16 protein-coding genes and 1 pseudogene are annotated in these 11,827 nt (G+C 44.5%); 9 read left to right on the plus strand and 8 right to left on the minus strand.

Annotation, left to right across the window (positions count from 1 at the left end):
* The first annotated feature begins 92 nt into the window (after positions 1 to 92).
* Positions 93 to 1,010 (plus strand): transporter family protein, encoded by a 918-nt coding sequence (locus tag AC6I8Y_RS25435; protein ID WP_498022251.1) that lies wholly within the window; start codon positions 93 to 95, stop codon positions 1,008 to 1,010.
* Positions 1,011 to 1,083: 73 nt separating this feature from the next.
* On the opposite strand, the gene AC6I8Y_RS25440 is transcribed toward AC6I8Y_RS25435, so the two are convergent.
* Genes AC6I8Y_RS25440 through AC6I8Y_RS25450 form a run of 3 tightly spaced genes read right to left on the minus strand, consistent with a single transcriptional unit; the run spans position 1,084 to position 1,964 of the window.
* Entirely contained in the window at positions 1,084 to 1,464 is a 381-nt protein-coding gene (locus AC6I8Y_RS25440; RefSeq protein ID WP_498022253.1) for a type 2 periplasmic-binding domain-containing protein, read from the minus strand.
* Between the two features lie 9 nt (positions 1,465 to 1,473).
* Complete coding sequence (locus AC6I8Y_RS25445; RefSeq protein ID WP_498022255.1) at positions 1,474 to 1,731, minus strand: hypothetical protein; 258 nt, start codon at positions 1,729 to 1,731, stop codon at positions 1,474 to 1,476.
* Positions 1,704 to 1,964, minus strand: a complete 261-nt coding sequence (locus tag AC6I8Y_RS25450) for a LysR family transcriptional regulator (protein WP_498022257.1) — start codon at positions 1,962 to 1,964, stop codon at positions 1,704 to 1,706. The genes AC6I8Y_RS25445 and AC6I8Y_RS25450 overlap by 28 nt, the downstream gene beginning before the upstream one ends.
* A gap of 175 nt (positions 1,965 to 2,139) precedes the next feature.
* On the opposite strand from AC6I8Y_RS25450, the gene AC6I8Y_RS25455 reads away from it, so the two are divergent.
* The 5 genes from AC6I8Y_RS25455 to AC6I8Y_RS25475 all read left to right on the plus strand — a co-directional run bounded on the left by AC6I8Y_RS25455 (position 2,140) and on the right by AC6I8Y_RS25475 (position 5,289).
* Positions 2,140 to 3,273 carry a dimethylarginine dimethylaminohydrolase family protein gene (locus tag AC6I8Y_RS25455; protein ID WP_498022259.1) on the plus strand — a complete coding sequence of 378 codons (1,134 nt, stop codon included), beginning with the start codon at positions 2,140 to 2,142 and terminating at the stop codon, positions 3,271 to 3,273.
* A gap of 242 nt (positions 3,274 to 3,515) precedes the next feature.
* Positions 3,516 to 3,704 (plus strand): twin-arginine translocase TatA/TatE family subunit, encoded by a 189-nt coding sequence (gene tatA, locus AC6I8Y_RS25460; protein ID WP_498022260.1) that lies wholly within the window; start codon positions 3,516 to 3,518, stop codon positions 3,702 to 3,704.
* A gap of 85 nt (positions 3,705 to 3,789) precedes the next feature.
* Positions 3,790 to 4,575, plus strand: a complete 786-nt coding sequence (tatC, locus tag AC6I8Y_RS25465; RefSeq protein WP_498022261.1) for a twin-arginine translocase subunit TatC — start codon at positions 3,790 to 3,792, stop codon at positions 4,573 to 4,575.
* Positions 4,576 to 4,669: 94 nt separating this feature from the next.
* Positions 4,670 to 4,870, plus strand: a complete 201-nt coding sequence (locus AC6I8Y_RS25470; RefSeq protein ID WP_498022262.1) for a twin-arginine translocase TatA/TatE family subunit — start codon at positions 4,670 to 4,672, stop codon at positions 4,868 to 4,870.
* Between the two features lie 98 nt (positions 4,871 to 4,968).
* Complete coding sequence (locus tag AC6I8Y_RS25475) at positions 4,969 to 5,289, plus strand: hypothetical protein (protein WP_498022263.1); 321 nt, start codon at positions 4,969 to 4,971, stop codon at positions 5,287 to 5,289.
* A gap of 93 nt (positions 5,290 to 5,382) precedes the next feature.
* Here AC6I8Y_RS25475 and AC6I8Y_RS25480 read toward each other — a convergent pair whose 3' ends face one another.
* Positions 5,383 to 5,586 carry a hypothetical protein gene (locus tag AC6I8Y_RS25480; RefSeq protein WP_252016783.1) on the minus strand — a complete coding sequence of 68 codons (204 nt, stop codon included), beginning with the start codon at positions 5,584 to 5,586 and terminating at the stop codon, positions 5,383 to 5,385.
* A gap of 322 nt (positions 5,587 to 5,908) precedes the next feature.
* Between AC6I8Y_RS25480 and AC6I8Y_RS25485 the strand changes: the two are divergent.
* A pseudogene (locus AC6I8Y_RS25485) lies at positions 5,909 to 7,139 on the plus strand (DEAD/DEAH box helicase).
* Positions 7,140 to 7,199: 60 nt separating this feature from the next.
* Here the strand turns inward: AC6I8Y_RS25485 and AC6I8Y_RS25490 are convergent.
* Positions 7,200 to 8,054: an arginase family protein gene (locus AC6I8Y_RS25490; RefSeq protein ID WP_498022265.1), complete on the minus strand. Its 855-nt coding sequence runs from the start codon at positions 8,052 to 8,054 to the stop codon at positions 7,200 to 7,202.
* Between the two features lie 6 nt (positions 8,055 to 8,060).
* Positions 8,061 to 8,795 (minus strand): IclR family transcriptional regulator, encoded by a 735-nt coding sequence (locus AC6I8Y_RS25495; protein ID WP_234497043.1) that lies wholly within the window; start codon positions 8,793 to 8,795, stop codon positions 8,061 to 8,063.
* 194 nt (positions 8,796 to 8,989) lie between these two features.
* On the opposite strand from AC6I8Y_RS25495, the gene AC6I8Y_RS25500 reads away from it, so the two are divergent.
* Positions 8,990 to 9,166 (plus strand): hypothetical protein, encoded by a 177-nt coding sequence (locus tag AC6I8Y_RS25500; RefSeq protein ID WP_498022267.1) that lies wholly within the window; start codon positions 8,990 to 8,992, stop codon positions 9,164 to 9,166.
* 58 nt (positions 9,167 to 9,224) lie between these two features.
* Here AC6I8Y_RS25500 and AC6I8Y_RS25505 read toward each other — a convergent pair whose 3' ends face one another.
* The gene (locus AC6I8Y_RS25505) at positions 9,225 to 9,803 is read right to left on the minus strand and encodes a porin family protein (protein ID WP_394150288.1); all 579 of its coding nucleotides are present in this window, start codon (positions 9,801 to 9,803) and stop codon (positions 9,225 to 9,227) included.
* A 383-nt stretch (positions 9,804 to 10,186) separates the two neighbouring features.
* On the opposite strand from AC6I8Y_RS25505, the gene add reads away from it, so the two are divergent.
* Complete coding sequence (add, locus tag AC6I8Y_RS25510; protein WP_252016794.1) at positions 10,187 to 11,176, plus strand: adenosine deaminase; 990 nt, start codon at positions 10,187 to 10,189, stop codon at positions 11,174 to 11,176.
* Positions 11,177 to 11,290: 114 nt separating this feature from the next.
* Here the strand turns inward: add and AC6I8Y_RS25515 are convergent, their stop codons facing one another.
* Positions 11,291 to 11,677 (minus strand): hypothetical protein, encoded by a 387-nt coding sequence (locus AC6I8Y_RS25515; protein WP_394150291.1) that lies wholly within the window; start codon positions 11,675 to 11,677, stop codon positions 11,291 to 11,293.
* Positions 11,678 to 11,827 lie beyond the last annotated feature (150 nt).

Here is an 11,827-nt window from a genome sequence, read left to right on the forward strand (position 1 = left end):
CGACCTGTCAGAAGAATTGAAATCACCTGATTTCGAGATGTGTGACTGCTGAATGACAATCCTCTCTTCATTTCTTTCAGGATCAGGTACAAATGTTACGTTCAACGATTACCCGCCAACTCGCTACTCCAGCACTCGGACTATTGGTTACAAGCTCAGTATTAGCAAGCAGTTTTGTTGCACCAGAAATGACAGCCAACCAGCCCGGATTCAACGCAGCAGCTAATGCCGCTGTCTATGCTGGGAAAGGCTTAATTGGTGCAATTACGTATGGACACTACAAAATCAAAGGAATTGACGCTAATGGTCAAAATCTACCAACTGACGTCAGCCTAGAGGTGCTTTTAGGCACTCTACATTACAATACTGATTTGCAGCTACTTGGCGGTAAATACAGCTTTGGCGCCACGCTGGTATCCGGAGGCTTATACCCTGGAGGTTCAGACCGAGATTTAAACGGCAAATTACTGGATGTCAGTCGTAGCCCTTGGATGACACCTATCAAACTCAATTGGACCATTGGTGAGGACTGGCATCTAGCGGCTAACTATACGTTTCGCTTAGGTTTAAAGTCTGGGAACACCAACACAGACAAAACCTACGATATTCACCAAATTGGCGGTCAAGCAACATGGAACATCAATGACAGCTGGCAAGCGAACTTTGCCTCAAACATAGAGTACCGGACAAAGGATTTACGCAGAGGTCGAGATATGAAGCCGGGTACTGTCGGCTATATCGAAGGGTCTCTTCAGTATCGATTTGAAAATGGTATGAACTTAGGCGGTTACGCATACCATGTTGGTCATTTAACGAAAGATGCGGGTCACAACGATGATAATCAGCGCCTGGGACAATATCATTCTAATCTAACAGGAGTTGGGGTAGAGTTTGGTACACCAATCAAGGCTATCGACTCAAGCTTGAGTATCAGAGTATTTACAGAGCCATCACGTTCCAACCATATGCACGGTGTGAGAGCGTTTATTAGCATAGCCCGCAAGTTCTAACATGATGCTTGCTGACACCTCATTGTAAAACCAACAGCCTGCTTTGGTGCAGGCATTTTTGGCTTACCACCTACTAGTTGGCCAAAGATTGAAGCTCTTTCATCAAAAACTGTTGAACAGGTCCTCGTTCTCGAGAAGAGGAAACTAGCATATCAATAAGGATGGTTTGCTTAGTGTGGCTAAACTCAGGTCTGAAAATCTTTAATGTTCCTATCGCTATACGCTCTTCTGCTAACATTTTTGGTACGGTAGCCCAACCAACGCCTTGCTCAACCAATTTGATCATATCGTCTTGTTCGGTCATCTCCCAAATTTCCGGTGATACAGACGCATAAGCTTTCAACACCGGGCTAGTTAACATATCGACACACGCCAGTTGACGGGTTGCCAGCAAACGCTCATTGTCGACAACCGGCATATCCGCCAAAGAGGAATCAGGGGAACATATACACACAAATTCCATCTATAATATGGCGTAAAAGTCTACTGCACGCGGCGCCGTTTCCGCATTCGTGGAAACCACGATGTCTAGCTCACCTCGCTGTAACTTTTCGATGAGCAATGCATACTCTCCTCTAAAGACACCTAGCTTAGTATGAGCGTATTTTTCTGCTGTTTTCTCTAGAAGGCTCTCTATCAGCGCAAACGGAACCATTTCTCCAAGGCCAATACGAAGCTTCTTTTCTACTTTGTTTAACGAGCTTTGTGCTGAGGCATGCATACGCTCATTTGTCGAAGCAATAGCAAAGACTGCTCATAAAAACGTTCGCCATCTTCGGTCAGCGTTGGCATTTTGGTGGAACGGTCAAATAACTGAATACCAAGTACATCTTCTAAGCTTGTAATTGCCATGCTAATAGAACTATGGCTTTTTCCCACACTGCGAGCTGCCGCAGAGAAAGAACCTAACTCTGCGGATGCGACAAACACTTTAACTTGTTCAATAGAAAACATATTTACCTCTATTACTGGCCAAATATAGCGTTGGTGTACCCTTCATTTTAGTCACTCACACGGCTGTTGGTTCAACAATGTGTAGATATTATTGAATATATCTAACTCTATCTTTTCAATGTTCTGATAGATACTGCGTCTCGTCAACACAGATTAACTCAACAGGAGACGCACAATGACAAACTCAATTGACCGCCGTGATTTTTTCAAACTCGCAGGAAGCGCTGCTGTAGTGGCTGGAGCAGCATCGATTGCACCAACAGCTATTGCTAACACAGTTACCAATATCTGTGCACCAAAAGTAGACCCAACTAAACGTATCCACGTCACCACTGAATACGGCAAACTGAACGAAATCTTCGTAGGTCGCGCACCTCACCCTGATGACCTGTTCATCGAATGGAACGAGAAAAGCATCACTAACATGAAGCCTTGGTTAAAGCCTGAAACCGCTAAGATGATGGAAGCAAACGCAGGTAAACGTTGGGAAGATGCGTTGGGTAAAGAAGTACTAGAGCAAGCAACCGCAGAGATTGACGGACTAGCCAAAACACTTGAAGACCTTGGCGTAACAGTACACCGCCCGCCACGCGTAACGGGTGAAGATGCAAAATACCTATCGACGGGGATAGACCAGATTTTCCCACGTGATGTGTTCTGTACAGTCGGTAACACTACAGTCGTTTCTTCACTGCGCATGGACTTCAAACGTAAGCAGCAATACACATTTACTTCGTTCTACAAAGACATCATGAAGAACGGACAAGGCAAGTTCTTCTCTACGCCACAAGCGACAATGGACATTTTCGCGGGCGACAAGAAGCGAGTAGAGCAAGCAAATGAAGATGCGATTTGTTTGGATGGCGGTGACTTCGTTGTAGATGGTAAGAACATCTATCTGGGTATTGGTAAAGGTTCTAACATGAACGGCTATGAATTTGTGAAGTCTATGTTCGGCGACGAGTACATAGTGACACCATTTATCCTAGATAAGAAATCGCTGCACCTAGACTGTGCTCTGTCTATTTTGAGCCCTAATTTAGCACTTATCTGCCGTGAATGGATTAAGTCTGAGCTGCCAGAGAGCTTGTCTCACTATACGTTTATAGATGTAACGCCAGAGGAAGCCGCATGGTTAGGTTGTAACGGTCTTCCTGTAAGCCCAGATACCGTTATCATGGATCCACACCATGCACGTATCGTAGCGGAAGTTCGCAAGCACGGTCACAACGTTATCGAGCAACCATTTCCAGGTAGCTTCTATGTTAGGTGGTGCGCTGCGCTGTGCAACTCAGCCAATCAACCGTGATGATGTTTAATGACTAATATATAGCTATTTACTCCATCTCTCAATGCCAATCTGCTCTGCGGGTTGGCATTTTTTGTTGTAAGCATCTGTATATAAATAATAAATATTAAACCTTTCGAATTAACTGAAAGTACCTGACTTCTTCATTCGCACATTGATCTTTATAGTAAACGCACATCCCAAGAGTCGCAGGGATAGTCGACTTACTGTTTAATTATTTAGTATCAATAAGAGGCACTATCATGGCTGGAATTAGTATTTGGCAACTCGCAATCATCGCAATCATCGTAGCATTACTGTTCGGCACTAAACGTCTGCGCACTCTAGGTGGCGATGTCGGCACTGCAATCAACGGCTTCAAAACGGCAATGAAAGGTGACAACAAACCAGACTCAAACCTACCAGTTCAGTCTGGAGACGAAGCGAAGTAATAGTATCACTCCGCTCCCCAACGAATATGCTAGCAAGCTAGCTGAGACAAGGACGTCATCTCTCCCTATAAATAAGGTAAAGACGATGAGCGCAAACCACTCTCAAACATTAATTGGTCATCTTTTAGAATTGCGTAATAGGTTATTGCGCTCTGTTGCCGCTATCTTAGTAGCGTTTATTGCCTTGGTGTATTTTGCTAACGATATCTACTCGTTCGTAGCACAGCCTCTGATTGCGGTGCTACCCGAAGGAGGGGCGATGATTGCCACAGACGTCGCGGCACCATTCTTTACCCCAATAAAGTTGACTATCGTAGTGGCAGTGTTTGCCACAGTACCGTACTGGTTATCACAGGTTTGGGCGTTTATCGCACCGGGGCTTTATCAAAACGAACGACGTATGCTAATCCCATTAATTTTTGGGTCAGCAGTCCTTTTCTACCTCGGTGCGACGTTCGCTTACTATGTAGTATTCCCATTGGCATTTGCGTTCTTTACCTCAGTGGCACCAGAAAGTATCAGCATCGCTACCGATATCTCTAGCTACCTGAATTTTGTCCTTAAACTGTTCTTTGCATTTGGGTTAGCATTTCAAATTCCTATTGCTACATTGCTGCTGTGCTGGGCCGGTGTAAGCACACCTACGTCTCTAGCGAGTAAGCGTTCTCACGTGATTGTCGGCGTGTTTGTTGTAGGCATGTTACTCACGCCCCCCGATGTCATTTCTCAGACCCTTTTAGCTCTACCCATGTGGTTGTTGTTCGAAGCCGGTCTTGTTATGGCTCGATTCTACAAACCGAATGACTTAAAAGCTCATGACGCAGATAACGTCATCGATAACCTCCTAGTTCCGCAAGAGGCTAACCACTAGATAACGACGAAACTGTACGTTCTTTTTCACCCTATTAGCTTCGCTCTTCTATCAATAACGCAAGCGAAGGCACTCAACTAAAGAGGATACGACTATGTTGGATATTGGTTTTTGGGAGATGGCTATGATTGCCATTGTTTCTCTGGTCGTTATGGGACCACAGCAAATGACTAAGACCGTTCGCTCCATTTTAAATGGCATTACAAAGATGAAAGAGTTGTCAGGTCAGGTGGCAAACCAGCTAAACAAAGAGTTGGAAGCGATAGAAACTGGCGTCGAGAACGATAAAAAATAGTACTGGGTTCAACGTGCAACTCGACGATATCTATATGCTAAAGAGCTGTCCACAATTGCGTGGCTCTCTAGGTAAGCTATTCATTGAATTGGTGTTTTATGTCGACTGTAACAACTCAAGATTTATTAACGATGGTGCAGTCTAAACTTCTAGAAAACGAGGAATTGTTTAGCGCATCTTTGGTTACGAAAGCGCTACATGGCAACTTAGAGCCATTCTTAGTTCGCATCAATGAAGTCAACACATCGAAAGCACTGGCCAAGAAAATATTGAACATGACAAATCAATGTAATCAACGTTACCGAGGTGTAGATAGTTCCGTAATAAATGCTGCTTGTCGTGTCATTTTGGACGACATTGATCAGTTACTAGTGCAACGCTCAATTGATTCGAGCTTTATGCTATCGAAACCAACATAGGTGATAGGAGTCCATACGACCCGAAATTCGAGTGTTGAAGACTTCTATGAAAAACAGTAAATGACGATAAATATAGATACTATCGGATTTGCTTTAGCTGACTTCTCTGATTTTAATATTCGACTTACTAGTATCAATAAGCAGGCTCCACTCTCTATTGAACGCTTCGACAAGCACTGCGTACTGGTTTGGAAATCCTTTGAGTTGTGCCGACTTTAGGTCATCGATGTAGGCTGGAGGTACCGAGTACTGACGCTCCATGTATCGTTTCACCTCGATAAAATGTACATCTTTCATTGTTCGTTTTTCTCTCGTCAATTTTACATAGTCTGTTTTGTTTTTTGTCATAACGACCTTGTTTGGCACCTCTTTACTGACGGTTAGGTATCCAATATGCCGCTATGAATTGAGGGTAACGGAAGTATATGAATGTTTTATGTACCAAATAGCTTGATCAAGTTACTTACAAGATGAGAGTCGCTAAACACCGCTAAGTTATCTGTGGTAAAGTGCGCTCTTTGATGGAAAGAGGGAAGTTTGCGCAGTTATATAACATGTCTACTGATCGATTCATTTCCCACGACACCATCCTCAATCAGCATGAACGAAGACCAAAACTATGCCATTTACCAAGTTATCGCTATCTCAAGAGTTGACTGCAGCGTTACCCGAAACGTTCTGCGAACCAACGGACATTCAGGCACTCGCTATTCCTGCGATTCTAAATCATAAGGATGTTTTAGCGATCGCCCAGACGGGAAGTGGAAAGACATTGGCTTATGGACTGCCTCTCTTACATCTTATTCTCGAAAAGCACGCCGGTTCTAAAGTTTTAGTCCTCGTTCCAACTCGTGAGCTTGCGTCACAAGTTACCGACGCCTTGCTTATGGTCGCCAAAAATACGTCAGTAAGATCGGTTTGTATTTGCGGTGGGGTAGCTAAAGAACAACAGAAAGCTGAACTTTCTATGGGGGGGGGAGGTTGTTGTTGCCACGCCGGGAAGACTTATCGAGCTATTAGCTGAACAAGCATTAGACGTGAGTATGGTATCTAACGTGGTGCTTGATGAAGCTGACCGAATGCTAGAGATGGGCTTCTGGACGGACGTACAGCGTATTATTCAAAGCCTGCCAGAAAAGCATCAAACACTCTTGTTTTCAGCTACCTTTCCGCAGGCACTTGAAGAAAAAGCAAAAACGTTGCTCAGTTCTCCAGTGTTCATTGAGGCACAAAAAGAGGCTAAAAACGAAGGCGCAATCGAAGAAATCCTCTATCTGGTTAATAAAGGAAGCAAAGCTAAAGCACTGATAGATCAAATTACACGCAATGACTGGTCTCAGGTACTAGTGTTTATCGGAGCGAAAGATAACGCTGATGCGCTATGTAAGAAGTTGAGTAAAGCAGGACTTTCGGCAGCTGCACTGCATGGCAATAAAAATCAAGCGGAGAGAGAAGCAACGCTTGAGAGCTTTAAACAGCAAAAAGTGCGTGTTCTTATCGCTACAGACCTACTTGCGCGCGGCATTCACGTTGAAAGCCTACCTGTCGTCATTAACTTCGAACTGCCATCTAATCCAGAGACCTATGTTCACCGAATTGGAAGAACCGCTAGAGCTGGACAGCAAGGTGTCGCTGTGTCTCTAGTTTGCCACGGTGAAACCGAGTATCTTGAAGCCATAAGAAAGACGACTAGCCGTGAACTTGTTCTAAAGGAGCTGGATGGTTTTCCGGTTACCGATAAGCCTTCCACTGGCGAGAACAAACGCGCCCCAAGAGACAAGCAAGCCAATCGCAGAACACAAAGAAAGAAGAGTATTAAGCAGTTTCAAGGCAAAAACAAACGATCATAAAAATCGCCTCGCATTGAGGCGATTTATTCGAACAACTCTGAGAGTTTGTTCGCTGTCGCTTCATTGATAAAACTCACCAATCTCCTGAACCAACAATTGCGTTGCTTTGGAATATATGTGTTGCTCTTGCGCCCCAACGAGTTGAATGAGCAACACTTTGTTTGATGCCAGGCACTGACGAAGTGCTCTTAATACCATAGCAATATCCAGCTTTCGCTTCTCACTGCTTGAGTTGTGTTTTGAGATCGAAGGCAGGTCAATCGTGAGCACGAGCTTGTCGCAATGACTAATAAAGCGCGCCAGTTGCTCTTTGAGTAACGCGCGACCTCGATAGTTCACCTCATCTGCCATGAGCCAGTCGCACCCCATGTCTTCTGCATACTCTAGCTGTTTTTTGTCGCATTTGTTGCTATCAATGCCAATATGAAAGGCACGACATTCATTGAATCGATTTAAGGCGAAGTGCAGCATTGAGCCCATGGTTAAATCAAGGCACTGATCCATTAGAAGATGAGCGTTGATATTGATGATGCCGACTTCTTCTCGCTCAATGAGCAGACTTGGAAAGACATCGAGCAAGGCTTCATGGCAGTTAGAAATCAGCAAAGGCATCGCGCCTACGGTTAATTGCTCAATTAACTTCTCTTTGAAATCATGGCCAGCCATTGGGTTTTCAAAGTATGGTCGCTCACTCTTGTAGGCAGTAAGAATAGGGAAGTGGCCAGCGTTTCTCATTGAATGAGAATAATGTTGAGCGCTAAGCCAATCGTAAGCCGTATCAAGCAAAGATTCGGCGTCTTCAAACTGAGCATTGGTCTGAGGTTTAATCGCTTCGCATACCGTCAAGACTGACAGTTTGTTGTCCATTATTGGATGATAGCGACGTTTCCATAACTGTTTGAAGACGCTTAGCATGATGAATTACCTTTCTGGAGGCAACGCTCTGGCTGCCTGCAATACATGAAGAATGAATCTGTCCTTGTTCGCCTCCACACGATGAGCAGGCGCCATAATGGAAACCGCACCGATTAGCTTAGATCCCTTGGTAACAGGCGCACTGATGCCCGTCACTCCAGGGTCGAACTCAGACGTACTGATAGCAAATCCTTGTTTGCGAATCTGATCCAACTCAGTTTGCCAAGCTTCGGCGTTTGCTTCTTCTCCGAAATGGCGAAGGATCTTTTCGCGTCGAGCTTCCGGCAGGTAGGCCAGCATTACCTTGGACGATGCGCCGCGCAATAAAGGCTGGCTTTGTCCACGAACGTAGCTACAACGCAGTGCTTGGGCACTTTCTTGTAGGCTGACACACAATGCTCGATAACCCACTGGTACCATGTAGGCCGCCATCTCACCCGTTTGCTTCTGCAGTCTGAACAAAATGCTCTCAATCGTTTCCAAGTTGTGAGGACTTGATTGGTAGCTGTGCATCAGTAAAAGAGCTGCAGGGCCGACGATCAGCGTTTTGTCATGAGCACTTTCTTCAATGAGGTTCCACTCTTTAAGTAATTTGATATGTCTGTAAAGGCTACTAAGTGGTACACCTAACTGCTGGCTCAAAGTCTTAGCAGATACGGGTTCATCGGATACAGCAACCTGCATAAGCAGTTGCAATGGCTTTTCGTTTACCTGGGTTGGTGGCTGTAGTGCGTTTCCCATATGGGCGTTATCTATCATCAAAAAGGATTACGCAATTTATATTCCTGTCCGGTAAGAAAGGGAACAAAATTAAGCAGAGGCTTTCTCATGAGGTGAAAAATAAGCCGATTCTTACATTGGAGTAAGTTGCGATGAATCAATACAACTCGATGAATATCCAACTAAGGTAATGTGGAAAGAGAGGAGGGTGATAAATGGAATTTGTTTGTGGAACCTGTCGCCAGTTTCAAAGAAAAAGAGACAACGAGAAAGATCTTTGTACAGCATGGGGAAACCCGACGTCTGTGAAGCGAGAAGGTTGCCAATTCTGGATGCCTAAAAGCGGCGTATTGTTTGCCGGTCTGAATGATGAGAAGGAACCGAGGGAATGATGCACACTCAGCCCGAAAGGGGGAAGGGCTGAGTGTCTGTTTCTTAAGTCGCTCTAGATTAGAACTTGTAAGAAGCACCTAGGTATAGAGAACCTACTGAGAATGTGTCAGTGCTTGAACCACCCATGTCTACTTTGAATGCATCCGCTTCATAAGCAACACGTACTGCAAGACCATCAATCATTTGTGGTGCGTACTCTAGGCCCAAGCCGTAACGGAAACCAGATGCTGAATCGCTTTCTGATTGACCATTTGCTTTAAGATCAACGTTTACGTGAGATAGACCAAGAGTAGCAAATGGGCGTAGACCATTGTCAAAGCTGTAACCTAAGTTAGCTGCTACAGAGAAAGCACTTGGTGTAACCTTAGCATTAGCACCTTGAAGCATTGCGTGCGAAAGGTCCCCATAGTTAGTGTAACCACCTTCCAGAGATACGATACGGTTGAACTGGTAACCACCGTATACACGTAGTGAACGCGAACCATCTAGTGTTGGGAACGCTGACATGTCCTGGTTTTCTAGCTTACTTTCAGTAAGACCAAAACCACCGCCCACGTAGAAGCCAGGCTCTACTGAGTTCGCCCATGCACTTGTTGCCATCAAAGCTGAGATCGCGATTGCCACTGTCTTTTTCATTCTGTTACCCATTTCGTATTTATAAGAGTGTTTGATTTCGGGGCGTAATGTAAGCAATTCTCGTTTGTGAGTCTGTGCAAGAAATGTCGGGAAATGTGGTGGAAGTGTCCTAGAACTGTTTGTGAGTAAAACCACAAAATTACAAACGAATACGCAAACGTTTACTCAAATAAAAGTGAACAAAGTCACATTATATTGGGTAGTTAGGGTGGTTTTGTATTAAGTTTATCAGTATAAATGCGGGTTATTCCCTTGAGTTCGGTAAATCCGCTCATGTATGTTGGATTTGACGATGACACGAGCTCGTTAGCCTATCTGCACGGAGTCGGAATAAACATACGGAAATTCTGAGGCTTATCAATTATCCCAAAAAAGAGGTAACGATGAATTATAAACAACTGCCAAAAATCGACCTACACTGCCACTTAGATGGAAGTGTTCGCCCTGAGACTATTATCGAGTTGGCGGAGCTACAGAACATCGAATTGCCTAGTACAGATGTGGAAGTCATCCGTGACATGATGATTGCCCCAGAAACCTGTCCAAACCTGATCGAATACCTAAAACGTTTTGACCTGCCACTGTCTGTAATGCAGACAAAAGAAGCACTTGAGCGTATCGCCTTTGAGGTATATGAAGACGCTGCTCTAGAAAACGTAACGTATATGGAAGTACGATTTGGTCCTTTGTTACATCGAGAGCAAGGGCTAAATGTAGAAGAGATTATTGGTTCCGTTGTTGCTGGTATGAAGCGTGCTGAACAAGCTCACGGCATTAAAGGCAACATTATCCTGTCTCTACTGCGTCATATGCCAACGGATGAAATTAATGATGTCATTGATGTTGGTTCGCAATATGTGGGCAAAGGTGTGGCTGCTTTTGATCTTGCTGGTGGCGAAGAGTTGGGCTTTTGCGAAAAGTTCATCCCATTCGCTAAGTATGCAAAAGAAAAAGGTCTCAATGTGACTATTCATGCCGGTGAGCAGGGTGAAGGTCAGAACGTGTATGATGCGATTACCATGCTGGGTGCAGAGCGAGTGGGGCATGGCATCCATATCGCGACTCATCAAGCTGCCTTTGATCTCGTCCACGACAAACAAGTTGCGCTAGAAACGTGCCCAAGTAGTAACGTTCAGACCAAAGCGGTGGAAAGTATGGATGTTCATCCAATTGAAGACTTTAGACAGCGTGGTATTCCTGTAACGATCAACACGGACAACAGAACGGTTTCCAACACCACCATGACGAAAGAAGTACAAAAAGTGATGGAACAGTTCAACTTGAGCGAAGACGATTACATGCACATCTATCGTAACAGTGTGAAGGCAGCATTTACGGATGAAGCGACTAAATCACAGCTTCTAGTTAATTAGCAAAAAGCCGATTAACAGATAACTGATCTACTGTAACCAGAACCCAAAAAAGACCCAGTTTTAATACGACTGGGTCTTCTTTTATCTGGTATGTACGGCCTTTAGCCTATTTTTCTAGAAATACACTCTAAAGCCGGCTCTTGCCTCTAGTTCAATTTCAAATTCATCAAGATAAATTGCCGGAGTGACATCTACGTAAAATCCAACTGGTTTCACGCGAAACTCGGCACCGATCCCCGGCGTCACCGCAATATAGCGACTGTTTCTATCGACATAGTGACCGCCGACAAAAAGGTAGATTGGTGTATCTTGAATACCGAAGGTTTTGTTGACGCCAAAGCCCATACGGTCGTCGAGGCTGACATTGAAGCGCAGATCATTGTGCTTGAAGTCCAAACCCCAATACGGGTCTCCAACAAAAAGGCCAACCCCGGTATCTGCCTTGGCAACTGAGCTAAAGCCCAAGCACAACGCCAATGCCATCAGTATTATGTTTTTCATGTTTGCTACCACTGCTATTTCGTAGGCGGCAACCATAAAAGACCAATGCAAAAATAGTGTTAGCGAGTTATTGGTTTGACGAATGTCTCACAAGTTTGAATAGTCTTTAGTCATCGTTGACACTAGGGAGACCAAACAGAAACAACTACT

It is taken from the genome of Vibrio sp. KUL78 (assembly GCF_059725505.1).

Excerpts from the sequence above, each read along its gene's own strand:
- AC6I8Y_RS25475 (WP_498022263.1), top strand. The coding sequence starts at position 4,969 with ATGTCGACTGTAACAACTCAAGATTTATTAACGATGGTGCAGTCTAAA.
- AC6I8Y_RS25505 (WP_394150288.1), bottom strand. The coding sequence starts at position 9,803 with ATGAAAAAGACAGTGGCAATCGCGATCTCAGCTTTGATGGCAACAAGT.
- AC6I8Y_RS25480 (WP_252016783.1), bottom strand. The coding sequence starts at position 5,586 with ATGAAAGATGTACATTTTATCGAGGTGAAACGATACATGGAGCGTCAG.
- AC6I8Y_RS25445 (WP_498022255.1), bottom strand. The coding sequence starts at position 1,731 with ATGCATGCCTCAGCACAAAGCTCGTTAAACAAAGTAGAAAAGAAGCTT.
- AC6I8Y_RS25515 (WP_394150291.1), bottom strand. The coding sequence starts at position 11,677 with ATGAAAAACATAATACTGATGGCATTGGCGTTGTGCTTGGGCTTTAGC.
- tatA (WP_498022260.1), top strand. The coding sequence starts at position 3,516 with ATGGCTGGAATTAGTATTTGGCAACTCGCAATCATCGCAATCATCGTA.
- AC6I8Y_RS25490 (WP_498022265.1), bottom strand. The coding sequence starts at position 8,054 with ATGCTAAGCGTCTTCAAACAGTTATGGAAACGTCGCTATCATCCAATA.
- add (WP_252016794.1), top strand. The coding sequence starts at position 10,187 with ATGAATTATAAACAACTGCCAAAAATCGACCTACACTGCCACTTAGAT.
- AC6I8Y_RS25470 (WP_498022262.1), top strand. The coding sequence starts at position 4,670 with ATGTTGGATATTGGTTTTTGGGAGATGGCTATGATTGCCATTGTTTCT.
- AC6I8Y_RS25435 (WP_498022251.1), top strand. The coding sequence starts at position 93 with ATGTTACGTTCAACGATTACCCGCCAACTCGCTACTCCAGCACTCGGA.
- AC6I8Y_RS25455 (WP_498022259.1), top strand. The coding sequence starts at position 2,140 with ATGACAAACTCAATTGACCGCCGTGATTTTTTCAAACTCGCAGGAAGC.
- AC6I8Y_RS25450 (WP_498022257.1), bottom strand. The coding sequence starts at position 1,964 with ATGTTTTCTATTGAACAAGTTAAAGTGTTTGTCGCATCCGCAGAGTTA.
- AC6I8Y_RS25500 (WP_498022267.1), top strand. The coding sequence starts at position 8,990 with ATGGAATTTGTTTGTGGAACCTGTCGCCAGTTTCAAAGAAAAAGAGAC.
- AC6I8Y_RS25495 (WP_234497043.1), bottom strand. The coding sequence starts at position 8,795 with ATGGGAAACGCACTACAGCCACCAACCCAGGTAAACGAAAAGCCATTG.
- tatC (WP_498022261.1), top strand. The coding sequence starts at position 3,790 with ATGAGCGCAAACCACTCTCAAACATTAATTGGTCATCTTTTAGAATTG.